This is a genomic window from Hyphomonas pacifica, from assembly GCF_000682675.1.
Classification (GTDB): domain Bacteria; phylum Pseudomonadota; class Alphaproteobacteria; order Caulobacterales; family Hyphomonadaceae; genus Hyphomonas; species Hyphomonas pacifica.
Genome location: NZ_AWFA01000026.1, coordinates 1 through 21,882, shown reverse-complemented (window position 1 = coordinate 21,882; position 21,882 = coordinate 1). Strand labels below are relative to the sequence as shown.

Here is a 21,882-nt window from a genome sequence, read left to right as displayed (position 1 = left end):
TTTGGAAGCCTTAGCTGGCCTGAGCTTTACACTCTGGCGTTGCCTGGAACTTCTCCTGGGCTGCCTTCAGGCGCTCCGGAACCGATTTGCAGTTCTCTGGCACATTGTCTTCGCCGAGAACAGCGAGGCGCTTACAGATCTTCGCTTCGTTCTCTACGTTAAGATAAGCGGCCTGAACCTCGAAGCAGACCAGAGCAGATGCCGTGGCTTCTTCGGAGTTCATGAACTGAATCCAGCTGCTGCCAGCACGGTTGCCAGCCTGGCGGAAGGCTTCACGGGCACCAGAGCGGTCACCGCGTTCATAACGGGACTGGCCGATCATGACCCAAGCTGTGCCGCGGTCTTTCACGCCGCCCATTTGAAGGGCTTTCTGCAAGGCGTTTTCGGTTTCGTCCCATTGCTGGAGGTCAGCATAGGAACGGCCAAGACGCTCATACATCGCACCGCCGCCGCCGGCATCAGCAGCCTGGCGGATCACCGGAATGGCTTTCTCGTGCTCGCGAGCGACCTGATACAGGTTCGCCAGAAGCTCCAGATGGTCGAGGTTCTTGCTGACACGGCCAGCATTCATCTCTTTTTCAAGGATTTTGGCGGCGTGGTAAGGCGCGTTGAAGCGGTTGTAGAAGTTCACAACGCGCATGATTTCTTCTTCCTTGGTCAACAGACCAGCAAGATACATGGCTTTCTGAACTTCGAACGCTTTGCGCTCTTCGTTTGCGGCATAATAATTACCGGCAATCGCATCCCAATACTTACGCTCTGTGGGGTTGCGAACGAGGACTTCTTCAAGGATGGAAGCCAGCTTCGCCTTATCATCCACCTGGTTGTACAGATAGATCAGCAGGTCATAGACTTCCTGCTTGTAGTTCTTGCTGCCGTCGTCGCGTTTGACTTCTTCAGCCCACTTGATGGCGGTCTTGAAATCATCGACGCGCTGATACAGCACGGCCAGCTGCCACTTCTGCTGACGATCAGGCTGTCCACCAGCCTGTTGCCATTTCTTCATGTACTCAAGCGCCTTGTCGACGTTTTCATCCTGAAGGTAGATTTGGGCGATGTTGTAATAGGTTCCGGCAGCATCCTTTTGGGGGATATAGCCTTTCTCGAGGGCCGTGAGCAGGTCGCGCACAGCAGCCTGGCGGTCGCCACGCTCAATGTTGATGTAAGCAGACAGCTTGAGGACAGCGCCCTCTTCGTAGCAGTTCAGCTCCATCGACTTAAGCTGGCTCATTGCCTGGGCTGCAGCGGCAAAGTTCTTCTCTCCCATCGCGGCCTGTTCAGCCTTCAGGTAAATTTCACCTGTTTTCGACGAGAATTGAGTTTCTTCACACGTTTGCGCTGCTGCAGCGCCCGCACCGAAGGCGACCATCATGCCGGCAAAGACGGCACCTTTGAGGGTTGCTTTAAATCCCATATTTCCTCTCCTGTCCGCAGGACCCGCGGGGTTCAGCTCTTTCAACCGGAATTGACCGGCAGGATCAAGGACTTCCGCGCGCTTTATAACGCTTTTTATGCGCGCGCGTCTGCCATGTACAAATCTGTAGCGTTTCATGGTGAATATGGGTCCATGCAGCCTTCTGCGTCAACGCTGTACTACAGAGTTTTCATTATTATCGGCCCGAATCAAAGCGAAACTCCAAGGGGTAAACCGCTCCATACGACTCAACCGCGTGACCGTTCACAATTTGAGGCAGAAACTCGGCCCGCTCGACAGCCCTGCGGGCCTCCGATTCGAAGATGGAATGCGTGCAATTTGCCTTCACGTTGAAGGGCGTTCCACGAGGCGCGATATCAAAGCGCACATCGCAATCTCCCTCCAACCCTCTGGATACCGCCGAGGCGGGATATGTTGGCATGGGCAGCCGGACAGCCGTTGCAATACGGTCCCCTATGGGCTGGGGTCCGGTTAGTATAGGTTTGATGTGATCAATCGGAAGTCCTTGCGGTGCGCTTCCCGCCAGAACTATTGGCGGCATGGATACCCCCTTGGACGCCGCGCTGACCTGAGGCGGCGGCGGTGGGGTCGCAGCTTCTGGGATGGCAGGAAACTCATGCCTGTATATCACATCCGACGGCTCTTCATGGGAATAGACTATACTTTCAAGGATGCGCGTCTCGGCAGGTGCCAGTTGAACCTCCCTGACCTGGATCAGTCCTGTCATCGCGCCAAACAGGCCTGCCGTGACCAATGCTGCCGGCAGTGCAGAAGCCAACAGCCGCTGCCGAGCATTCATCAACCAGGGTGACCACGCCCTGGCAAACTTGCCCGGCATGTGAGACATCGTTGATGTTGTCACGTAGCATCCTCCTCATAAAATTATTGTAATAATATTACATAACTATTACCTAGCGTAAAGAGGTTTCTATCCCGAAAAATAATCTCATGCGCCCGACCAAAAAACTCATGTAAAACAAAGAAAAAGGGCGTCCCGAAGGACGCCCTTTTCTTAGTCTTGAATTCACCTTGTCCTTAGTTGGACAGTTTGAACTCCAGCGGATAGACCACGTTGCGACGCTCAGCGGCCTTACCCCGAATGATCTTCGGCGCAAATTCCACCCGGCCAACTGCGCGCTCAGCTTCACGTGTAAACACGCTATCCGAGCATGTTGCCTGGATGTTGTACGGCTTGCCGCGTGTATCAACATCAAAGCGAACTTCACAGGTGCCCTCAATGCCGCGCTCAGCCGCACGTTGCGGATAAGATGGCATTGGCGGACGGATCGGCTGGGCATCCCGGTCAGAGATGGCAACCGGATCAATGGCCAGAGAGTCCATGCGGCCAAGGTTCAGATCGGTTGGCGCGGCACCTTCAATTTTCGGTGTCGGCAGATTGATCTGCGACTTGGTGGCAGACACTTTCGGCGGCGGCGGCGGCTTCTGAGCCGAGTCGATACGTTTCGGCTTGGAACGCTGGCGCACCCGCACATCAGTATCTTGCTTCTGTGGCGTGATCGCCGTCAACACGCGCTGCTCGCTCTGGTCGAGTTTGACTTCCTTGACGCTGATGAGCGCACTCATCAGAAGGAAAAGAAGATAAACAACCGGAACCGCAATTCCGAGAGCGACCAGCAGGCGGAGGAAAGGACTGTTGAACATAGCGGTCTCCTAATCTCTCTTCGCCGAAATATCGATCACTGTCGCACCATCGATCTTGTTGATGGCCTCCATGAGATCAACCAGGACTTCAGCTTCAGAGTTTACGTCTGCCTGAACAACAATCTTACCACGTGGATTGTCTTCGCGCATCTGTTTGATGGTGAAAGACACTTCGTCGGGATCCACGACCTTTTTGTCGATATAGATCTCACTCTCCGCGTTGATGGCGACCAGGATAGCCAGAGGCTTGGCCTGGGCCTTGTTATCCACTTCCGGACGGACAATCGGAACACCAGGCTCCTTGATGAATTGTGCCGTCACAATGAAGAAGATCAGCAGGATGAACACCACGTCCAGCATTGGCGTGAGGTTGACATCATCCTCGGCACCACCACCGGAAGCAGCTTGACGTTTTCTGCGTGCCATATCGTGCTCCTCCTACTCTGTCTGGGACAGGACAAGGTTAACCCCTGTCGTGTAACCAGCGCTATATGCGGCGTCCCGGATCAGAACGATCACACCGTTTTTGGACTTCGGATGAGCCTGGATAACAACCTGGCTTTCCGGGTTCTCGGCCCGAACACGCTCGATATTTGCACGAACAGATCCAATATCGGTCGCTCGGCCATTCACTGTGATGAGATTGGACTCATCAATATAGATCAAAATGGCAGGAACCTGGTTCTGTTGGTCCGTCTCTGGCGCCGGTGGTGGCGGCGGCTCAAGACCCAGCGTTTCTTCCTGGGCAAAAGTCGACGTCACGATGAAGAAGATGAGCAGGATGAAGACCACGTCCAACATTGGGGTGAGGTCAACATTCGCCTCTTCTGGGGCTCTTTGGGTACGTCCTCGCATCAGCCAATCTCCATCGCGTCTTCTACCTGTTGAACCGAACGGCTAACCCGGCGGTCCATACCGGACGTGAAAAGAATGCCTGAGAGAGACGCGACCATGCCGGCCATCGTGGGGATCGTTGCGCGAGACACACCGGCCGACATGGCCTTGGCATCTGCACCGCTGGTGATCGCCATGATGTCGAACACTGCAACCATGCCGGTCACCGTGCCGAGCAGACCGAGCAGCGGCGCGAGCGCCACCATGGCCTTGGTCAGCTGGACATTCTGTTCCGCTTTCATGCGGACTTCAGAGACCAGCTTGTCTTTCACCCAGTGAGCGAGTCGGGATTTCCTGTCGGAGCGCGAACGCCACTCCGCAATCGCTTCTGCGGCCACCTGTTTGTGGGCAAATCTGAAGTAGAACAACCGTTCCAGGATCAGACCCCACATGAAGAATGTTGCGAGCATAATGACCAGCAACACTGGACCGCCACGATCGAGGAAAGCTTGTAATTCTGCAAAACCCATATCGGGTTACTCCTCGAACTGAACGAGGGGGGTGGCTTACGCCACCGCCCCGCGCAGGGATTCCGCTTTCTCGGCGACGAGGCCAGCGGCCTGTTCGTCGAGGATCTGCTGGTTGCCACGTGCCATGGAGGCCGCGATGGCGTGAACCAGAAGGAGCGGGATAGCAGCCACAAGACCGAACACCGTGGTCATAAGGGCAACGGAGATACCACCAGCCATCAGTTTCGGATCGCCTGCACCGTAGATCGTGATCGAGGTGAAGGTGATGATCATACCGATAACCGTACCGAGCAGACCGAGCAGCGGTGCGACAGCAGCAAGAACCTTGATGATGTCGTTGAAGCGCTCGATGCGCGGGCTCTCACGCAGGATTTGCTCGTCGAGCTTGAGTTCCAGCGTTTCGATATCGTTCTGCTTGTTCTGTTCGTAGACTTCGAACACACGAGCCAGCGGGTTGCCGTCGCCAGCCTGACGGGTTTTCGCCGTCTTGCGCATTGCGCCGCCCATCGTGAACAGCATGAAGATCTTGTAGATGCCGAGCAGCAGGCCAACAGCCAGCAGAGCCATGATCACGGCACCAACCGGACCACCTTGCTTGATGCGGTCAGACAGGACCGGCAGGTCGCCGAGGATGCCGAACAGGTTACCCTTGGACGGGTCAACCGGTGCGCGGACCAGTTGGTCCGGGCCAGCATTGATCAGGCTTTTCATGGAAGATGCGTAAGCGCCGGAAGGCTGTTTCGCAAAGACCTGGAGGAAGGTTTCACCGTCGTCTTTCTTTTTGACTTCGATGAACTTCGTGCCGTCAACCGTCGCCGCGGTGAACACACCGACGCGCATGATTTCAGCGTCAGCGTTGGATGCATCCGGACCAATACCGTCAACCATTGCGTTGAAGGATTTGACTTCGGACTGAGCGATCATTTCCTGAAGCATGGCTTTCGGAAGACGCTCAAGCTGAGTGCGGTTCGGAAGGGTACGAGCTTCAGCGATTTCGGCGATGCCTTCAACGCGGCCCTGATAGTCGAAGTTTGCGAAGGAGTTCGCAATCTCCGGCATGGTTTCGCCAGCAGCGGTACGGAACTGGCCGAGCAGTTCCTGAAAGTCACCAGCCTGTTCGGAAACCTGGCTTTCCAGATCTGCCAGCGTGGCTTCGTTGGCGTCGAACTGTGCGCTGAGGGCGCGCCCACGAGCTTCTGCAGCATTCAGAGCGCCACGGGCGTCAGCCATCTTGGCTTCTTGAGCAGCCGTGTCGGACTGGAACTCACGCAGACGCTGCTGGTCTTCAGCCGTCATCTGGTTGGAGTCCTGTTTGACCTTCGCGAGAACGTCTTGAAGTGATTGCGCGGTTGCCGGAGCAGATACCGCGAACGAGCCGAGGCCGAGCAGCGTAGCCGCACCCAGAGCCTTCAGCGAGGATTTGAAATTCATCATCTATACTACCTCTTAATTCCCGGGTGCGCCGCTTACTCGACGGAGAACTTCTGGACAGGTGCGAACAGAACGTCTTGTTGAGCTTTCGCCTGAGCCACGCGGATGGCTTTGTCGATGTCTGCAACATAGCCGCCTTTGAGCGCTTCCCACTCACCAGTGGTGCGGTTGTAACGAGCAGCTTTGCCGTTCGGCGTCACATAAACCAGTGCAACGCGCCCATAGAGGAACATGTCAACCGTCGTCGGGTTACCGTCGATGGTGATCTCTTCCTGCCATGTGCTGATCGTGCGGCCATATTCCATTTCGGCCTGATAGGCGTCCATGATCAGACGATACTGTTCAGCCGGAGTAACGTTCGGCGTCGTCATGATGGCGTCGAGGCCTTCAAGGCGTGCCTGGCGCTCTGTCTGCTTGAAAGGAAGGTCTGCAGCAACGAAGGTTTTCAGGTCTTCAACCATGCCCAGAAGCATCGGGACGGTTTGTGCTGTGATGTCATCAATTGAGCCGAGCTGTTCGGTCAGGGAAGCAATTTCTTCTTCCTGGCTCTGAACCACAAGCTCTTGCTGCTTGGCGTACAGATCAGCGGCATCACGGCGCTGAAGCAGAGTACGGTATTCGCGGACCATATCGGTGCGCTTGTCGTCCAGCTGATTGATCTGCTCTTGAACTTGTTCGGCGCGCCGGGTGGCCTGCTCGCCGGTATTGAGCGCTTCGCGCAGCTGGGCCTGAGCCGGCACGGCCAGTCCCACAATCAGCGCAGCGGCGATAGCGCCGCGAGCTGGTGACAGAAGTTTCATCATGAGGTTTGCCTCTCACTCTCCAAACGGTCGCGCAGTTATTGCGCGCAAGAATTCGACAGTCAGGCGTCCTGCTCATGAGGACGTCCCGGTTTCAATGCCATGGCCAAACACACAAAAGTGGCCTGAGTTATCTGGAAGCCGAAAGGCGCGGAGACGCCCGACCTCTCCCCTGAGCTTTGGAGCGTGGGCCGCTCTCTGTGTTATACCCTTTGCCATTACAGCGCAGGGATCGCAACGCCCTTAATTGGTCCCGTCGAGGCTTAACAATCCTCGATCTATCGATCAACAAGTCACTTTACGATTCATTTAGAAAATATCCGGCGGTTCTGCGATGGCAACCGGGGGGATACAGTAGTGGGCAATATTTGTCCTGCGCTACCAATCTCGTAGACTTGTAATAGGCAGATGAGTGGCTGGGGTGCCAGGATTCGAACCTGGGAATGCCGGTACCAAAAACCGGTGCCTTACCACTTGGCGACACCCCAATGAAGGCGCCGAGATAGCCACTCTTGATCGGGCTGGCAACACCCGATCTCATCCTTTCTGTGTGGTTTCTGCAGACAAAGGCCTGTGGCCTGCCGATTTTGCCCAACACTGATATAGGCTTCTTTACTTTTTATCGATAATCGGAAATATCGAATATCGAAATATATTACTCCCCGTCCGTGCGCATGGAGACTCTCCTCTTATGAGAACCTTTTTCCTTTCCATGGCTGGCGCACTTGCCGCCATGTTCATCTTCATCATTCTGGTGTTCGGCTTCTTCATGCTGCTCATCATGGGAGCTGCAAGTTCGAAGCCTGACCGGCCAGACAGCGTGGTCTTGTCGCTGGACCTGAACACGGAGTTTTCCGATCAGGCGCCGACAGGAGGTTTTGCAGCGTTTGCACAAACGCCAGGCTTTATTGACCTTCTGACCAAAATTAAGGCAGCCGAGACCGATGATACCGTGAAGGGCCTCTACATTCGCGGGGCCTTTGTCGGCACTGGCAGCTCCCGCGCAGAAGAATTGCGCCAGGCGCTGCACAGCTTCCGCGACTCAGGCAAGTTCGTCATTGCCCATACTCAGGGCACGATGGGTATCAATGGCCCATCCGCCTACTGGTCGATTGCGGCGGCTGACGAAATCTGGATTCAGCCAGGGTCTGACCTCGTGGTTCCGGGCGTGACGTTCGAGACGGAATTCCTCAAAGGCCTCTTCGACAAGATCGACGTAACCCCGGAAATCTACCCCTTCTACGAATACAAGAACGCGCCGAACTCTTATAATGAGACATCTTATACTGAGCCGCATCGCCGCGCGATGACCGAACTGGCCGAATCGCTCTGGTCGACCGCGCTTGAAGAGATCGCTTCTGACCGCGGGCTGGACAAGGCGGCCGTAAAGACCACCCTTGAAAGCGGGCCGATCCCGGCCGAAGACGCAATCTCCCAGAAGCTGCTCGACAAGACCGGCTATCCGGAAGAGGCAAGCGATGCTGCCCTGGAACGCGCCGGCAAGGGCGCGCAAATGCTTGACCTGATCAGCTATATGCCGCCTTCCCTGCCTGTACGTGCACCAATGGTTGCTATCGTTGGAGGTGAAGGCGCGGTTGTGACTGGCGGAGCCACTGGCCGCTCGCCCTTCTCATCTCCGGCGGGATTTGCTTCTGACCAGATCGCTCAAGCAATCCTGGATGCCGGCGACAATGACAAGGTGAAGGCCATTGTCTTCCGCGTCGACAGCCCCGGCGGTTCTCCGGTTGCGGCAGACCAGATCTGGAACGCCATCGAACGCGTGCAGGCCAAAGGCAAGCCGGTTGTCGTTTCCATGGGCTCGCTGGCCGCGTCCGGGGGATATTATGTCTCTGCTGGTGCGGACTATATTGTCGCCAACCGCGCAACCATCACTGGCTCCATCGGCATCTTCGGTGGGAAGTTCGCCATTGCCGGCGCCTTCAACAAGCTGGGCGTCACCTTCGACACAATCAGCGTAGGCGGCGAGTTCGCCGATGCCTATGGCGTCGACACGTTCACGCCGGAACAGGAAGCCACCGTCAAGGCCAGCCTGAAGCGTGGCTATGATCGCTTCCTGAACATCGTCGCCGAAGGTCGCGGCATGACCTATGACGAAGTGCACGAAGTCGCCCGCGGCCGCGTCTGGAGTGGCCAGGACGCTCTCGACAAGGGCCTTGTGGATGAGCTGGGCACTTACATGGACGCCATCGAGAAAGCCAAGGAACTTGGCGGTATTGATGTAGATGTGACGCCGCGCCTCGTCTATTATCCTCACCGTCCAACCGGCTTTGAAGCCTTGGAAAGCCTGTTCGGCGTGTCTTCCGAAACCGTGGAAGCCGCTGCAATGCTGAGCCGTATAGCTGGGGATGACCGCATGCAGGCGCTGGTCGAGGAGCTTTCCGTAATGGACGCGGTGAACGCCGGTGAAGCCCAGGCCATGGGGCCTCGCCTGCGCGCGAATTGATAACATTACCGAGAGAATGAAGAAGGGCCCTTCTAAACCGGAAGGGCCCTTCTCTATTGTGCCGACAACAGCAATCGTCTACCGCAGCGACTGAGGAAGCAAGACGCATGAAGATCCTGGTCACCGGCGCCGCCGGCTTTATCGGAAGTGAACTGGCCCTTCGCCTGTTGAAGGAAGGCCATCAAGTCGCGGGCGTTGACTGCTATACCCCCTATTATGACGTGCAGCTGAAGCATGACCGCGTCGCACGGCTGACGTCTTTCGATACATTCGAGATGCACAAGATCCGCGTGGAAGACGAAGCGGCAATGACGGCTGTGTTTGATTCCTTCCAGCCGGAAATTGTCGTGCACTTCGCCGCCCAAGCTGGCGTGCGATACAGCCTGGATCACCCCCGGGAATACATCGCGGCGAATATTGTTGGCTCTTTCAACGTGATTGAGCTGTCGCGTCTGAGAGGCGTGAAGCATCTGGTCATGGCGTCCACAAGTTCAGCCTATGGCGCGAACCAGAAATTCCCGTTCGAGGAAACAGACGCCGCGCCGCATCCACTGACGATCTATGCAGCGACCAAACTCTCAAGCGAACTGATCGCGCACAGCCATTCCCATCTGTATGGCACGCCAACTACCCTGCTCCGCTTCTTCAGCGTCTATGGCCCGTGGGGACGCCCGGACATGGCCTTCTTCCTGTTTACGGACAAGATTTTCAAAGGCGAGCCGATTGACGTCTACAATCATGGCGACCTGCAACGAGACTTCACCTATATTGATGACCTGGTCGAGTCCATCCGTAGACTGATGGACCATCCACCCGTTGCCGGAGAGCCGGTTTCGCGCGGAGATTCGCTCAGCCCGCTGGCACCATATCGCCTTGTCAACATCGGCAATGCCATGCCGGTTAAACTGATGGACTATATTGAAGCCATCGAAGATGCCATCGGCAAGACGGCCGTCAAGAACATGGTGCCCATGCAACCCGGTGACGTGAAGCAGACCTATGCCGATGTCAGGCTTCTCAAAGCAATCACCGGCTACACGCCCACCACAGATGTACGCACGGGCGTGAAAGCCTTCGTTGATTGGTATCGAGACTACTTCAAGCCTGAGTGAAGCCCCAGCACTTCAGCCTTGGCCCTAAAGTCATCTGGTACTTCTGCACCATAAGTCGCACGGTTGCCATCCGGATGGCCGATCTCCAGTGCCGCCGCGTGAAGCATCAGGCGATCAGCTGATTTTCTCCCCCTACCATAAAGATGATCCCCCAGGATCGGAGACCCGGAAGCCGACAGGTGTATGCGAATCTGATGCATCCGCCCTGTTTCAGGCTTCAACTCCATAAGCGCGTGCGTGTCCGTTCTCGCCAGAACCCGCCAATAGGTGACGGCGCTTTGCGCGCCCTTGCGTCCCGGTGACGCCACGATCATGCGGGGCCGCCCACCCTCTTCCACCCTTACCAGAGACTGCTCCATCAGCCCGGTATCGGATTGTGGCAGAGGCCCCTCGACCAGGGCCAGATAAGTCTTGCTGGCGCGGCGTGTCGCGAACTCTTCTGACAGGAAGGCCGTCGCAGGTTTTGTACGTCCCACGATGACCACGCCCGATGTGCCCAGGTCCAGCCGGTGGACCAGCCGAGGCTTCTTGCCATTCGACTTGGCGAATGCGACGAGCAAATCATCCAACGAGCGATCCACACCGCCGCCGCCCTGTACGGCGAGGCCCGCAGGCTTGTTAAAGACGATCACGCTCTTGTCTTCATGCAGAACAAGACTGCGGGCATAGTCCGCATCTTTGGCACTGAGTTCGGGAAGGGGTCTGTTGCGCATGACGGCTTAGCCCTTTTTGTGACGCGCGCGAATGTCTGAGATGTACTTCATGCGCTCGACAATCGGCTTTTCGCGTCCGCGTCCTGTAGGCACATAGAATTGCTGGCGGTCCATCTCTTCAGGGAAATAGTCCTGTCCGGAAACACCTTCTTCCGTATCGTGATCATAAATGTAGCCATCCCCATAGCCCTGATCCTTCATCATGCCGGTGGGCGCGTTGAGGATATGCTTGGGTGGCATCAGGCTGCCGGTTTCACGTGCGGCCTTACGGGCGAGCTTCAGGGCCATGTAAGACGCATTGGATTTCGGGGCAGTCGCAAGGTGCACAATGCAATGCGCCAGCGGGATCAGGCCTTCCGGCTCCCCCAACCGCTCGAAGGCACGCGCCGCCTCTCCGGCAACCATCATCGCAGTTGGGTCTGCGAGACCAATATCCTCGCTCGCCATGACGACCAGCCGGCGCGCAATGAAGCGCGGGTCTTCGCCACCTTCCAGCATACGTGCAAACCAGTACATAGCCGCATCCGGATCCGATCCGCGTACGGACTTATGCAGCGCGGAGATCAGATTGTAATGCCCTTCCCCGCTCTTGTCATAGGCAGGTGCACGTTTCTGCAGAGCGGTGGACATCTGCTCTACGGTCAGCGCCTTGCCCTTACCGGCAAAGGTATAGACCTGCTCGACCAGATTCAGCATGTAGCGTCCATCACCATCTGCCATGTCCAGCAAAGCATCACGCGCTTTGGGCTCGACCGGCAGAGGGCGGCCCTCGGCCTTCTCGGCACGCTGGACCAGTGTTTCCAGAGACGGCGTCTCCAGTCGCTTCAGCACCAGCACCTGACAGCGAGACAGCAGGGCGCCATTGATTTCAAAGCTCGGATTCTCTGTTGTCGCACCAACCAGCGTGACCACGCCCTTTTCCACAAAAGGCAGGAAGCCATCCTGCTGCGCCTTGTTGAAGCGGTGGATCTCATCCACGAACAGCAAGGTGCCTTTGCCCATGGAACGGCGGTTCTCAGCCCGATCAAATGCCGCACGCAGATCCTTCACGCCGGAGAAAATAGCGCTGATGGCCTCGAACTCCAGATCGGTTTCCTTAGCCAGCAGGCGGGCGATCGTCGTCTTGCCCACGCCCGGAGGCCCCCAGAAAATGATGGAGGACAGACGCCCCGCCTCCAGCATGCGCTTCAGGGCACCATCCGGTCCCAGCAAATGATCCTGCCCGACAACCTCATCAAGAAGTTGCGGTCGCAGTTTGTCAGCCAATGGCTGCGGCGCGCCTTCAGAAAGCCCGGATGCACTGAATAAGTCACTCATACGTGTCTTCTAGGCGTGAATGATGCGCGTGATAAGGTGGCAAGTGGAGGAGACAACAGATGACGCTGAAAATCACCCCATCGGATCAAGCTTGCGGCGCGGAAATCCGCGGTGTCGATCTGACCCGGCCCCTCGACCAGAATACAATTGACGACATCCATGCCGCTTGGCTGGAACATCAAGTTCTCTCTTTTCCGGATCAGGATATGACGAATGAGGACCTTGAGCGTTTCACTCTCTATTTCGGGCCCTTTGGCGATGATCCTTTCATCGCGCCAATTCCTGGCCATGATCATATAATTGCGGTGAAACGTGCCGCCGATGAAACGGCCCCGATCTTTGCCGATACCTGGCATACGGATTGGAGCTTTCAGAAACGCCCTCCCAAAGGCACCTGTCTTTTTGGCATTACCATTCCTCCGGAGGGCGGCGACACGCTGTTCGCAAACCAGTACATGGCACTGGAACAGATGCCGCCTGAGCTGCGTGAGAAGATCGAAGGCAAGCACGCCATTCATTCCGCCCGCAATGCCTATTCCCCCGAAGGCGTCTATGGCGATGTCGACAAGGCCGCCGGGCGCAGCATGACTATCATGCCCTCTGCAGACGCCGAGGCAACCGAGCGTCACAACTTCATCCGCAAGCATCCGGAAACCGGGCGGGAAAGCCTGTTCGGCTGTGCTGGCTATATTATCGGGATTGCAGGTGTGGAGCATGAGGAAGGCTGGGATATCCTGTCAGAACTATATCGTTGGCAGACCCGCCCAGAGTTCCAGTACCGGCATAAATGGCAGGAAAAGATGCTAATCATGTGGGACAATAGATGCTTGCTGCACATGGCGACCGGTGGCTATCAGGGGCATGAACGTCTGTTGCACCGCACAACAATTGGCGCGAGTGGATAGCTGGCCCTCCTCCCGTTTCACACGTAGAGTGAAAAGAAAAACCGGGAGGAAATATAATGGCAGACACGCTGCATCAGGCGGAGTCCGGCGTTGCGGACCCATGGAGCCTGCCCCTTGAAGACTTCGATGTTTCAAGGGCTGAGATCTATCAGAACAATATGCAGGGGGAGTATTTCCGCCGCCTTCGACAAGAGGCCCCTGTGCATTTCTGCCCTGAAAGCTCAGTCGGCGCGTATTGGTCCGTTACCAAATATCATGACATCATCGCCGTGGATTCCAATCACAAGCTCTTCTCATCCGAGCCGAGCATTGTGATTGGCGATCCATCCGATGAGTTCCAGCCGCCGATGTTCATAGCCAAGGATCCGCCGATCCATGACATCCAGCGCAAGGCCGCACAGCCCGCTGTCGCACCCAGCCAGTTGTCGGAACTGGAAGACCTGATCCGCCAGCGCGTCTGCAACATCTTGGACAGCCTGCCTGTGGGCGAAGAGTTCAATTGGGTGGAAAAGGTTTCAATTGAGCTGACAACGCAGATGCTTGCCACCTTGTTCGATTACCCGTTCGAGGACCGTCACAAGCTGCCCTTCTGGTCGGACGTGGCGACAACGTCTGATGCTGTCGGCGTTGCAGGGGCAGACATGGAATGGCGGATGAAGCACCTCAATGAGTGCCTCGCCAGTTTCACTGAACTCTGGCACCAGCGCGCAAGCGAACCGCGCAAATTCGATTTCATCTCACTGCTCGCACACAGCGAAGACACCAAGGACATGGTGAAAAACCCAATCGAGCTACTCGGCAATCTGATGCTGCTGATCGTGGGCGGGAATGACACGACACGGAATTCCATTTCCGGTGGCGTTTACTTCCTGAACAAGTTCCCCGAAGAATATGACAAGCTGAGAGCAGCCCCCTCCCTGATCCCTAATATGGTATCAGAGATCATACGTTATCAGACACCTCTCGCACACATGCGACGGGTCGCTACAGAAGATACGGAACTTGGCGGGCAGAGAATCCACAAGGGCGATAAGGTTGTGATGTGGTACGTTTCCGGCAATCGTGATGAGGAGGTCATTGACCGGGCCGATGAATTCCTGATCGACCGGCCCAATGCACGCCGTCATTTGTCCTTTGGCTTCGGCATTCACCGGTGCATGGGCAACCGCGTCGCGGAAATGCAGTTGCGCATCCTTTGGGAAGAAATCATCAACCGTTTCGAGCGGGTTGAAGTAACAAAGGAACCGCGCCGCGTCCTGTCCAATTTCGTCCTCGGATACGAAGAGCTGCCGGTCATCCTGCACGCAAAAGCATAAAAGCAAGGATAGAGCTGATTACAGCCGCACAGTGCCCCGCACCGTGCGGCCATTACGCTCGATCTCGACATCCCAGGAATTGCTGTCTTGTTTGACAGCAGACTGCAATTCCTTGACGGTCTTGGTAGAAACTCCGTTTACTGATCGGATAATATCCCCCGGACGAAAGAAGTTGCGGGCGATGGACCGACGAGCCACAGAATAAATATAGATGCCAGACCCTTTCTGGAATGGGTCCAGGCCGTTCTCCTCCGCCAGACGCGGAGACAGTTCCACAACGCGTGCGCCGGAAAAGGCATTACGGCCTTCCATGAGAACAATGTCAGCCTCTGTCGCACCGGGAGGCGGTTCAACCGTTACGGCAATTGTTTGCGGGCGTCCGCCACGTAGCACGGTCAGGCGAGCAGCTTCACCCGGATTGCGGATGGCTGCCAGGAATTTAAGGCCCTTTTCGTCAAACACTTCACGTCCATCAATCGCCGTGATCAGGTCTCCCCGGCGCAGGCCTGCATCATCTGCGGGGCCTTTGGCATAAACTTCCGTCACCATCACGCCGACAGGCCGTTCCAGGCCTTGCGCCTTGGCTATGTCATAGCTGACCGTCTGCGCCGCCAGGCCGAGCCATGGGCGCACAAAGGTGCCTTCATTGATAGCAGCATCGACCACCCGCTTCACCATCTCGGCCGGAATGGCAAAGCCGATTCCGTTGGACCCCCCAGAGCGGGAGAAGATCGCAGTATTCACCCCGACCAGTTCGCCCTTGGCATTGACCAGTGCGCCGCCAGAATTGCCGGGGTTCACGGCCGCATCGGTCTGAAGGAAGAAGGCATAGTCAGAAATGCCCACATCAGTCCGGGCCGTGGCAGAGATGATGCCGCTGGTCACTGTCTGGCCAACGCCGAACGGATTGCCGATCGCAAGCACAAGATCACCAACCTGTACGGCGCGCGTATCCGCATAGGGCAATGTCGGCAGAACCGCGCCCTCAGTATCAATCTTCAGGACCGCAAGATCCGTGCGTTCATCTGCCAGAACCAGTTCTGCCGGATATTCCCGGCGGTCGCTCAGCACGACGCGAAACGTGTCAGCGCCCTCAATAACGTGATTATTCGTGACGATAACACCATCCGACCCGACAATGACGCCGGAGCCAAGAGAGCTCTGCTTGCGTTGTTGGGGAGGGATATTGCCGTAGAGTAGTTGTTCCATGGGTGAGACGCGGCTGGTCACGGTACGCTCCGTGAAGACGTTCACCACGGCAGGCGAGGCCTCGCGAACCAGCGGCGCGAAAGTGAGGTTTATCTCCGCCCGAGACTCTGGCAATCGCTGCGCGCTCGCATAGAGCGGCATCAGGGCAATCGCTAGAAGGGCCAGCACCGAAAGTCCTGCAATAACCAGGAACTTCGAAACGTGTTTTGTCATGCGGAGTGTATGGGTCATGACTATGGCTCTATTGCGGCGTGAGGCGGGGCGCAATTCCGCAAATTATGACAATTCAGTGAGGTTTTTCAGGGAGTTGTCTCATTTCCATCTCGCGCAGCCAGAGCGGCAAGGTTCGCCGCATGGCTGTCGCGGCTGATCCTGTAGAAGCAGACACAGAGCAGCATCAGCGTCCACGCGCCTAGCAAACAGCCCGCATAACCGATGCCAAGCTGGCGGATAGACTCCTCTGTTGGGGCTTTTGCAGCCACCCCTTGGCTGAGTCCCGCAGCCGCCAGAACAAAGGAGGCTGTGATGACTCCGGCCCCTTGTGACAACTTGCGAATGAAGCTGATGCCGGCAAAGAATATGCCTTCTGACCTCCTGCCCGTCTGCAGTTCGCTGTCCTCCACGATATCGGCCACCATGGCACCCATCAGCATCTGGGTAGCGATGATCAGCGCCACATCGAATACCGTAATCACCAGGATAATATTATAGAGTGCCTCGGTGCCATTTGGTGGCAGCAGACCGAAAAGCCTCAAGATAACGGGCAAAGGCGCAATGGTAAAAGCGAAGGCGCCGATCATGATGGCTGCACGTTTCTTTCCGAACAGCTTGCCCGCAATCGGCGCGACGATCAGGGCAAGGATAGCCGATATGTAGACGGCCACAGTGAGCCCCGCGATCTGCTTTGGACCAAAGCCCCAGAAGATCGTGTTGATGTACTGGTTCAGGGTCGCCGAAATGCCGGTCGCCAAGAGACCAAATAATGTCGCCAGGAACAACGCGCGGAAGGATTTGTTGGAGATTGTCTCGAATATCTCCGAGAAGATCTTGCCCAGGGTGAGGTTCCGCGCGATCGGCGGAGCCCGCAAATGCTTGATATGCCGATGCGTGCCACCCGCGCAGACACCTACGGCAATCATGATGCAGACCGCCGCAATCAGGCCATACGTATTCCAGCCCGCCAGATTGAGGAAGCCATTTGGCACCTCTTCCGTCGGGGTCAGCAGAAAGAACAGCAGCAGTATCTGGATCGACAGGCCGCCCATCCAGGAAAAGAAATAACGAAACGACATCAGGGACGTTCGCGCATCATAATCAGCGGTCAGCTCTGCAGCCAGCGCATTGCTGGGCACCTCATAGAAGGTGAAGGCCAGTCGCACTGCGATCGTCACGCCCACCAGCCATGGAAAGAGGTCATTCCCGCTGAGACCGGTCGGCGGGTTCCAGGCCAGGAAATATGCAATCGCGACTGGGATGAGCGCGCCATACATGAAGGGATGTCGCCGCCCCAACCGGGTACGAAGATTGTCTGACCAATAGCCAACCACCGGATCGGAAATGGCATCAACCACCAGCGCAATCAGTAGCGCCAACCCGACGCTGCCGGCATCGACTCCCAGTATGTTGCTGTAAAAGAACAGCAGGAAATAGTCGAAACCGTTATTCTTGATGCCCTCCGCTGTTCCCCCAAAGCCATAAGCCAACTGAGTGAACAGTCCGGGCCGCCGTAATGGGGGTATGGCAGTAGAGGTCACAAGCCGAGCACCATCTTCGCCATGATATTCCGCTGGATCTCGTTGGAGCCCGCATAGATCGAAGTCTTGCGATAATTGAAGTAGCTCGGCGCAACGGGCACAGCATATTGCGGCGTGGCAATGTCGGCATTTTGACCGCCGCGCGCGACAGCGAAGCTGTCCTGCACGAAGGGCGCCGCATAGGTGCCGGTCGCCTCAAGAACCAATTCGGTGATTGCCTGCTGTGTGGCAGAGCCCTCGCATTTCAGCATGGAGCTTTCCGGACCGACGGCCTGACCTGCTGACAGGGCAGAGAAGATACGCTGCTCGGTCGCGTCCAGGCTGTCGATCTTGATCTCCATCGCCGCCAGCTTGCGGGCAAAGTCTGCGTCACGGATCAGCGCTTCGCCATTCGATTGTTCCACGCTGGCAATCTTGCGGGCCTTTTTAAGAAGGTTGCGCAGGCCAGGCGCATAGGCGTTGCCTCGCTCGAACTGGAGCAGGTATTTGGCATAGGTCCAGCCCTTATTCTCCTCTCCCACCAGCGCTTCGGCAACCGGTACGCGGACATTCTCGAAGAAGACCTGATTGATTTCCTGCTGACCTTCCAGCGGGCCGTCCAGAGTAGGCAGTGCAGAGACCGTGATACCCGGAAGCGTCATCGGGAAGACGATGAAGCTGATGCCTTCCTGCGGCTTGCCCTCTTTCGAGGTGCGCACGAGACAGAAAATCATGTCCGCCCACTGGGCGTGCGTAGTCCAGATCTTTGAACCATTCAGCACATAATCATCGCCGTCGCGCACCGCGCTCATCTGCAAAGAGGCGAGGTCTGATCCGGCGCCCGGTTCTGAATACCCCTGGCACCACCAGACATCTGAACGCAGGATGGGCGGCAGATATTTCTGCTTTTGCTCTTCGGAGCCAAACGCCATAAGCACCGGCGCGACCATCGAAATGCCCATCGGGCTGACCGTCGGTGTTCCGGCAGCGGACAGCTCCATGTTCAATATATAGCGTTCTGACGGGCTGAGTCCCGGTCCGCCATATTGCTCAGGCCAGTTCGGAGCGACCCAGCCCTTCTCATATAGCTTCTTTTGCCACTCGATCTGGCCCTGCTTGTCCAGATAGCCATTCTTGGACATGGCCATCTTGGCGCGCAGTTCAGGCGTGTAGGCTTCGGCGATCCAATCCCTGACGTCCTGCTGGAATTCAAGGTCTTCCTTCGTGAATGAGAGATCCATGAGTCTACCGCCGCGCTATTCTACGATGTCGTAATATTGCACATCTGGTGCACCCGCGAGGCAACCACCCATCTTGGCGCCCGCCGCCCGGAAGTAATCTGTCTTGCCATGTGCTTCCAAAGCTTCCTTGTTGGCGTACTGCTCCATGAAGATATAGCCATTAGCATTCTTCTTGGACTTGTAGAGCTGATAGGTCAGGCAACCAGGCTCATTCGCCTTCACCTTGGCCATGAGATCCTTCGCGACCTGTTCAAACTCGTCCTGTTTGCCATCCTGAATGTTCAGTTTCGCGACAACACCAATCATGACATTTTCCTCCATAGCGTTTTGGCTATCCTTAGGGGGTTCACGGGCTGCGGCAAGACTAACGTAAGGGAGGGCTGCAGCGCCTAATACGTGCGTCAGGCGAAACCGTCTTGCCAGAATCCCTGAAAATGGAATGGATTTTGCTCCAGACCTCTGTGTGTTTGCATCAGAGGCTGCGATGATTGGCGACGTAATGGAAAGAACGGCAGAACGTCTTGTAAAGGAAGCACCAGCACCTTCCGTGCTGGCTGTAATTCCCGCACTCAATGAAGAGCGTCATATTGAGACATGCATCCGGTCACTCATGGATGGTGATGACCGTCTCAGGAAAGTGCCGCTGACCATTGCAGATGGCGGAAGCACCGACCGGACCGTTGAGATCGTCGAGCGCCTGAAGAGTGAATTCCCAAATCTGCGCGTTCTCCATAATCCCAAGAAGCTGCAATCTGCCGCGTTAAACCTGGCGGCCGAGCAACATGCTGGAGAGGAGACCCGCTTCTTGGTCCGCTGTGATGCCCATTCCATCTACCCGCCTAACTTCATTATCAAAGTGGCCGACGCCCTTGAAACCACAAAAGCCGCCTCCGTGGTCATCCCGATGGATGCTGTCGGCGAAACCTGCTTCGAAAAGGCCAATGCCTGGATCGTGGATACGCCACTCGGCTCTGGCGGCTCGGCGCATCGTGGCGGTACAAAATCAGGCTATGTTGATCATGGGCACCATGCCGGCTTTGATCTGGCCGTATTCCAGATGATTGGCGGCTATGATGAAACCTTCTCCCATAATGAAGACGCCGAATATGATGAGCGCGTCGTCAGTGCGGGCGGGCGCATCTATCTGGATGCCGATATCCGTATCAGCTATGTCCCCCGCGGCAGTGTCCGCGCCCTGGCCCGTCAGTACTTCAATTACGGCAAAGGCCGCGCACGCACGGCCCGCAAGCACAAGCGCCCTCTCAAACTGAGACAGGCAATCCCGGTCCTGGCCCTGATCGCCAGCATTGCCGGAGCACTTGTCACCCCATTCTTCTGGCCAGCAGCAATTCTGCCTCTTGGCTATCTGGGCGTGTTGGCACTCGCTTCGCTGGCCGTCACTGCCTGGAAGCGGTCGAGCTGCGGTCTCCTGGCCGGCCTGGCATCCGGGACCATGCATATGAGTTGGGCGGCAGGATTCTTGCGAGAGACGCTGTTCCCAAAGCATGACCGACGGGCGTTTCCATTGGTTTTTGGGCAAAAAACACTATAAATAAGATGTTAACCATCGAGCAAATATGTCAAAGCTGACGCAGCAAATTCAGAGGTCTTTCATTGCGAGACTGGGTCAATTGACCCGCTCGACGACTTCTTTGCGCGCCAGAATGCGCAAGGGCTTTGGCCTTCAACAGCAAACAGTTGAAGCCGATATTCGCCACGAACCTGTAGCGACTGCTACACGTGTGTCAAAAGCCCCGGCAGGGGAATGCCTGTATGCGATCGGCGACATCCATGGCCGCCGCGATCTGCTGGAAAAGCTGGTCGAGCAAATCCGGAAAGACAGCCAGTCCCTGCCCGGAGGCACAAAACGGACGATTGTCTTCCTCGGCGATTATATCGACCGTGGCCTGCAATCGCGCGATGTGATCGATTTTCTGATCAGCGACCAGCTGAGCGATTTTGAGACAGTCTTTCTGATGGGCAACCATGAGGAGGCATTGCTGCGCTTCCTGGACGATGCCAGCTTCGGCAAGCAATGGGTACGATATGGCGGCGGAGAAACCCTGTACTCCTATGGCTTCCAGCCCCCGAATACGCGCGCCAGCCTGAGATCACATGATGCCATGGCCGAAGCGCAGAAAGCCTGGGAAATGGTGTGGACGCAGTTCCGGGAGCGCCTGCCACAGGAACATTTGGAGTTTTACCGCTCTCTGAAGCCATACCACATCGCTGGAGACTATCTCTTCGTGCATGCCGGCATGCGGCCTGACACACCGATCGAGGAGCAAACGGTACGCGATCTGCTCTGGATCCGCGACGAATTCCTCGATGACAGCCGTGAATTTGACCATGTTGTCGTGCATGGTCACACGCCGGCTGAAGACGTTCATCACGACAATCGCCGGATCGGGCTCGACACCGGTGCCTTTATTAGTGGCCGCCTCTCTGCCGCGAAGCTTTTCGGCAAGGATGTCAGCTTTCTGGAAACCAGTCCCGCTTAAGAGACGAACTGGCGGCGGGGACCGCACAACAAATGGAGTACGGGTACATGCATACCATTCGCACAGTCTGCCTGGCATTTCTTGCAGGCGCATTCCTTGTTCTGGCCGGGTGCCAAGCCACAAACGCAATTTCTCAAGGAAGCTCTTCCGCCGATATGGCGGAAACCCGCGCGGTCAGCGCTTACACTCTAGGCACTGGTGATCAGCTGCGGATCAATGTTTACGGTCATCAGGATCTTTCCGGCGAATTTGAAGTGGACGGAACCGGTGCGGTTTCCCTGCCCCTCGTCGGCCAGGTCGATGCCCTCGGTCTGACCACACCGCAGCTGGAAAGCAAGATCGTGGAAAAACTGGATGGTGATTACATCCTGAACCCACGCGTCAGTGTGGAAGTCACCAATTATCGCCCCTACTACGTTCTGGGCGAAGTCGGCTCTCCAGGCGAGTATCCGTACTCCTCCGGCCTGACTGTTCTGAACGCCGTGGCAGCTGCGGGCGGCTTCACCTACCGGGCCAAGAAGAACGTCGTCTTTATCAAAAGCGCGGATTCCAACAAGGAAGTAGCGTATCGTCTTGATACCTCCACAGCAGTTAAGCCAGGCGACACACTGCGCATCGAAGAACGCATTTTCTAGTCTATATGACAACCAGACATCAGCGGGGCGGCGTTAACCTTTAG

Annotated in this window: 21 protein-coding genes and 1 tRNA gene; 7 read left to right on the top strand and 15 right to left on the bottom strand. The window is 56.5% G+C overall.

What is annotated here, in order from left to right; all coding sequences use genetic code 11:
- Positions 1 to 10: 10 nt before the first annotated feature.
- From HY2_RS09665 to HY2_RS09625, 9 genes are all read right to left on the bottom strand, one after another.
- Positions 11 to 1,414, bottom strand: a complete 1,404-nt coding sequence (locus HY2_RS09665; protein ID WP_034827102.1) for a tetratricopeptide repeat protein — start codon at positions 1,412 to 1,414, stop codon at positions 11 to 13.
- A 196-nt stretch (positions 1,415 to 1,610) separates the two neighbouring features.
- Positions 1,611 to 2,297: an energy transducer TonB gene (locus HY2_RS09660; protein WP_146617191.1), complete on the bottom strand. Its 687-nt coding sequence runs from the start codon at positions 2,295 to 2,297 to the stop codon at positions 1,611 to 1,613.
- A gap of 173 nt (positions 2,298 to 2,470) precedes the next feature.
- Positions 2,471 to 3,097 carry an energy transducer TonB gene (locus tag HY2_RS09655; protein ID WP_034827101.1) on the bottom strand — a complete coding sequence of 209 codons (627 nt, stop codon included), beginning with the start codon at positions 3,095 to 3,097 and terminating at the stop codon, positions 2,471 to 2,473.
- Between the two features lie 9 nt (positions 3,098 to 3,106).
- The gene (locus HY2_RS09650; RefSeq protein WP_034827100.1) at positions 3,107 to 3,523 is read right to left on the bottom strand and encodes an ExbD/TolR family protein; all 417 of its coding nucleotides are present in this window, start codon (positions 3,521 to 3,523) and stop codon (positions 3,107 to 3,109) included.
- A gap of 12 nt (positions 3,524 to 3,535) precedes the next feature.
- On the bottom strand, positions 3,536 to 3,952 hold the full coding sequence (locus tag HY2_RS09645) for an ExbD/TolR family protein (RefSeq protein WP_034827098.1): 417 nt from the start codon (positions 3,950 to 3,952) through the stop codon (positions 3,536 to 3,538).
- A complete protein-coding gene (locus HY2_RS09640) occupies positions 3,952 to 4,401 on the bottom strand; it encodes a MotA/TolQ/ExbB proton channel family protein (protein ID WP_241762402.1) in 450 nt (149 codons plus the stop codon). The genes HY2_RS09645 and HY2_RS09640 overlap by 1 nt, the downstream gene beginning before the upstream one ends.
- Positions 4,402 to 4,497: 96 nt before the next feature.
- Positions 4,498 to 5,895, bottom strand: a complete 1,398-nt coding sequence (locus tag HY2_RS09635) for a MotA/TolQ/ExbB proton channel family protein (protein ID WP_034827096.1) — start codon at positions 5,893 to 5,895, stop codon at positions 4,498 to 4,500.
- A gap of 32 nt (positions 5,896 to 5,927) precedes the next feature.
- Complete coding sequence (locus HY2_RS09630; protein WP_034827095.1) at positions 5,928 to 6,695, bottom strand: DUF3450 domain-containing protein; 768 nt, start codon at positions 6,693 to 6,695, stop codon at positions 5,928 to 5,930.
- 410 nt (positions 6,696 to 7,105) lie between these two features.
- Positions 7,106 to 7,180 (bottom strand) — tRNA-Gln (locus HY2_RS09625).
- 203 nt (positions 7,181 to 7,383) lie between these two features.
- Here HY2_RS09625 and sppA point away from each other — a divergent pair.
- Positions 7,384 to 9,156, top strand: coding sequence for a signal peptide peptidase SppA (gene sppA / locus HY2_RS09620; RefSeq protein ID WP_034827094.1), 1,773 nt, complete (start codon positions 7,384 to 7,386; stop codon positions 9,154 to 9,156).
- Between the two features lie 107 nt (positions 9,157 to 9,263).
- Positions 9,264 to 10,268, top strand: a complete 1,005-nt coding sequence (locus HY2_RS09615; protein ID WP_034827080.1) for an NAD-dependent epimerase/dehydratase family protein — start codon at positions 9,264 to 9,266, stop codon at positions 10,266 to 10,268.
- Here HY2_RS09615 and HY2_RS09610 read toward each other — a convergent pair.
- Together HY2_RS09610 and HY2_RS09605 are read right to left on the bottom strand one after the other, a co-directional pair.
- Positions 10,250 to 10,981 (bottom strand): RluA family pseudouridine synthase, encoded by a 732-nt coding sequence (locus HY2_RS09610; RefSeq protein ID WP_034827078.1) that lies wholly within the window; start codon positions 10,979 to 10,981, stop codon positions 10,250 to 10,252. The genes HY2_RS09615 and HY2_RS09610 overlap by 19 nt on opposite strands.
- 6 nt (positions 10,982 to 10,987) lie before the next feature.
- The gene (locus HY2_RS09605; protein ID WP_034827076.1) at positions 10,988 to 12,298 is read right to left on the bottom strand and encodes a replication-associated recombination protein A; all 1,311 of its coding nucleotides are present in this window, start codon (positions 12,296 to 12,298) and stop codon (positions 10,988 to 10,990) included.
- Between the two features lie 59 nt (positions 12,299 to 12,357).
- On the opposite strand from HY2_RS09605, the gene HY2_RS09600 reads away from it, so the two are divergent.
- Together HY2_RS09600 and HY2_RS09595 are read left to right on the top strand one after the other, a co-directional pair.
- The gene (locus tag HY2_RS09600; protein WP_034827074.1) at positions 12,358 to 13,203 is read left to right on the top strand and encodes a TauD/TfdA dioxygenase family protein; all 846 of its coding nucleotides are present in this window, start codon (positions 12,358 to 12,360) and stop codon (positions 13,201 to 13,203) included.
- A 56-nt stretch (positions 13,204 to 13,259) separates the two neighbouring features.
- A complete protein-coding gene (locus HY2_RS09595; protein ID WP_034827073.1) occupies positions 13,260 to 14,519 on the top strand; it encodes a cytochrome P450 in 1,260 nt (419 codons plus the stop codon).
- A gap of 18 nt (positions 14,520 to 14,537) precedes the next feature.
- Here the strand turns inward: HY2_RS09595 and HY2_RS09590 are convergent, their stop codons facing one another.
- The 4 genes from HY2_RS09590 to HY2_RS09575 all read right to left on the bottom strand — a co-directional run bounded on the left by HY2_RS09590 (position 14,538) and on the right by HY2_RS09575 (position 19,008).
- Positions 14,538 to 15,959 (bottom strand): Do family serine endopeptidase, encoded by a 1,422-nt coding sequence (locus HY2_RS09590; RefSeq protein ID WP_051594889.1) that lies wholly within the window; start codon positions 15,957 to 15,959, stop codon positions 14,538 to 14,540.
- 68 nt (positions 15,960 to 16,027) lie between these two features.
- Positions 16,028 to 17,431, bottom strand: coding sequence for an MFS transporter (locus tag HY2_RS09585; protein ID WP_233346791.1), 1,404 nt, complete (start codon positions 17,429 to 17,431; stop codon positions 16,028 to 16,030).
- Between the two features lie 47 nt (positions 17,432 to 17,478).
- Positions 17,479 to 18,702: an acyl-CoA dehydrogenase family protein gene (locus tag HY2_RS09580; RefSeq protein ID WP_034827071.1), complete on the bottom strand. Its 1,224-nt coding sequence runs from the start codon at positions 18,700 to 18,702 to the stop codon at positions 17,479 to 17,481.
- Between the two features lie 15 nt (positions 18,703 to 18,717).
- Positions 18,718 to 19,008 carry a putative quinol monooxygenase gene (locus HY2_RS09575; protein WP_034827123.1) on the bottom strand — a complete coding sequence of 97 codons (291 nt, stop codon included), beginning with the start codon at positions 19,006 to 19,008 and terminating at the stop codon, positions 18,718 to 18,720.
- A gap of 133 nt (positions 19,009 to 19,141) precedes the next feature.
- On the opposite strand from HY2_RS09575, the gene HY2_RS09570 reads away from it, so the two are divergent.
- From HY2_RS09570 to HY2_RS09560, 3 genes are all read left to right on the top strand, one after another.
- Entirely contained in the window at positions 19,142 to 20,254 is a 1,113-nt protein-coding gene (locus HY2_RS09570) for a glycosyltransferase family 2 protein (RefSeq protein ID WP_233346790.1), read from the top strand.
- 112 nt (positions 20,255 to 20,366) lie between these two features.
- Positions 20,367 to 21,203 (top strand): metallophosphoesterase family protein, encoded by an 837-nt coding sequence (locus HY2_RS09565; RefSeq protein ID WP_051594888.1) that lies wholly within the window; start codon positions 20,367 to 20,369, stop codon positions 21,201 to 21,203.
- A 155-nt stretch (positions 21,204 to 21,358) separates the two neighbouring features.
- The gene (locus tag HY2_RS09560) at positions 21,359 to 21,838 is read left to right on the top strand and encodes a polysaccharide biosynthesis/export family protein (protein WP_233346218.1); all 480 of its coding nucleotides are present in this window, start codon (positions 21,359 to 21,361) and stop codon (positions 21,836 to 21,838) included.
- Positions 21,839 to 21,882: the final 44 nt, after the last annotated feature.

Bases quoted from the DNA above. Each gene is read 5' to 3' on its own strand.
- HY2_RS09615 (WP_034827080.1), top strand. From the start codon at position 9,264: ATGAAGATCCTGGTCACCGGCGCCGCCGGCTTTATCGGAAGTGAACTG.
- HY2_RS09640 (WP_241762402.1), bottom strand. From the start codon at position 4,401: ATGCTCGCAACATTCTTCATGTGGGGTCTGATCCTGGAACGGTTGTTC.
- HY2_RS09565 (WP_051594888.1), top strand. From the start codon at position 20,367: ATGCGCAAGGGCTTTGGCCTTCAACAGCAAACAGTTGAAGCCGATATT.
- HY2_RS09575 (WP_034827123.1), bottom strand. From the start codon at position 19,008: ATGATTGGTGTTGTCGCGAAACTGAACATTCAGGATGGCAAACAGGAC.
- HY2_RS09630 (WP_034827095.1), bottom strand. From the start codon at position 6,695: ATGATGAAACTTCTGTCACCAGCTCGCGGCGCTATCGCCGCTGCGCTG.
- HY2_RS09645 (WP_034827098.1), bottom strand. From the start codon at position 3,952: ATGCGAGGACGTACCCAAAGAGCCCCAGAAGAGGCGAATGTTGACCTC.
- HY2_RS09605 (WP_034827076.1), bottom strand. From the start codon at position 12,298: ATGAGTGACTTATTCAGTGCATCCGGGCTTTCTGAAGGCGCGCCGCAG.
- HY2_RS09590 (WP_051594889.1), bottom strand. From the start codon at position 15,959: ATGACCCATACACTCCGCATGACAAAACACGTTTCGAAGTTCCTGGTT.
- HY2_RS09570 (WP_233346790.1), top strand. From the start codon at position 19,142: ATGGATTTTGCTCCAGACCTCTGTGTGTTTGCATCAGAGGCTGCGATG.
- HY2_RS09600 (WP_034827074.1), top strand. From the start codon at position 12,358: ATGACGCTGAAAATCACCCCATCGGATCAAGCTTGCGGCGCGGAAATC.
- HY2_RS09650 (WP_034827100.1), bottom strand. From the start codon at position 3,523: ATGGCACGCAGAAAACGTCAAGCTGCTTCCGGTGGTGGTGCCGAGGAT.
- HY2_RS09635 (WP_034827096.1), bottom strand. From the start codon at position 5,895: ATGATGAATTTCAAATCCTCGCTGAAGGCTCTGGGTGCGGCTACGCTG.
- HY2_RS09665 (WP_034827102.1), bottom strand. From the start codon at position 1,414: ATGGGATTTAAAGCAACCCTCAAAGGTGCCGTCTTTGCCGGCATGATG.
- HY2_RS09655 (WP_034827101.1), bottom strand. From the start codon at position 3,097: ATGTTCAACAGTCCTTTCCTCCGCCTGCTGGTCGCTCTCGGAATTGCG.
- sppA (WP_034827094.1), top strand. From the start codon at position 7,384: ATGAGAACCTTTTTCCTTTCCATGGCTGGCGCACTTGCCGCCATGTTC.
- HY2_RS09610 (WP_034827078.1), bottom strand. From the start codon at position 10,981: ATGCGCAACAGACCCCTTCCCGAACTCAGTGCCAAAGATGCGGACTAT.
- HY2_RS09595 (WP_034827073.1), top strand. From the start codon at position 13,260: ATGGCAGACACGCTGCATCAGGCGGAGTCCGGCGTTGCGGACCCATGG.
- HY2_RS09560 (WP_233346218.1), top strand. From the start codon at position 21,359: ATGGCGGAAACCCGCGCGGTCAGCGCTTACACTCTAGGCACTGGTGAT.
- HY2_RS09580 (WP_034827071.1), bottom strand. From the start codon at position 18,702: ATGGATCTCTCATTCACGAAGGAAGACCTTGAATTCCAGCAGGACGTC.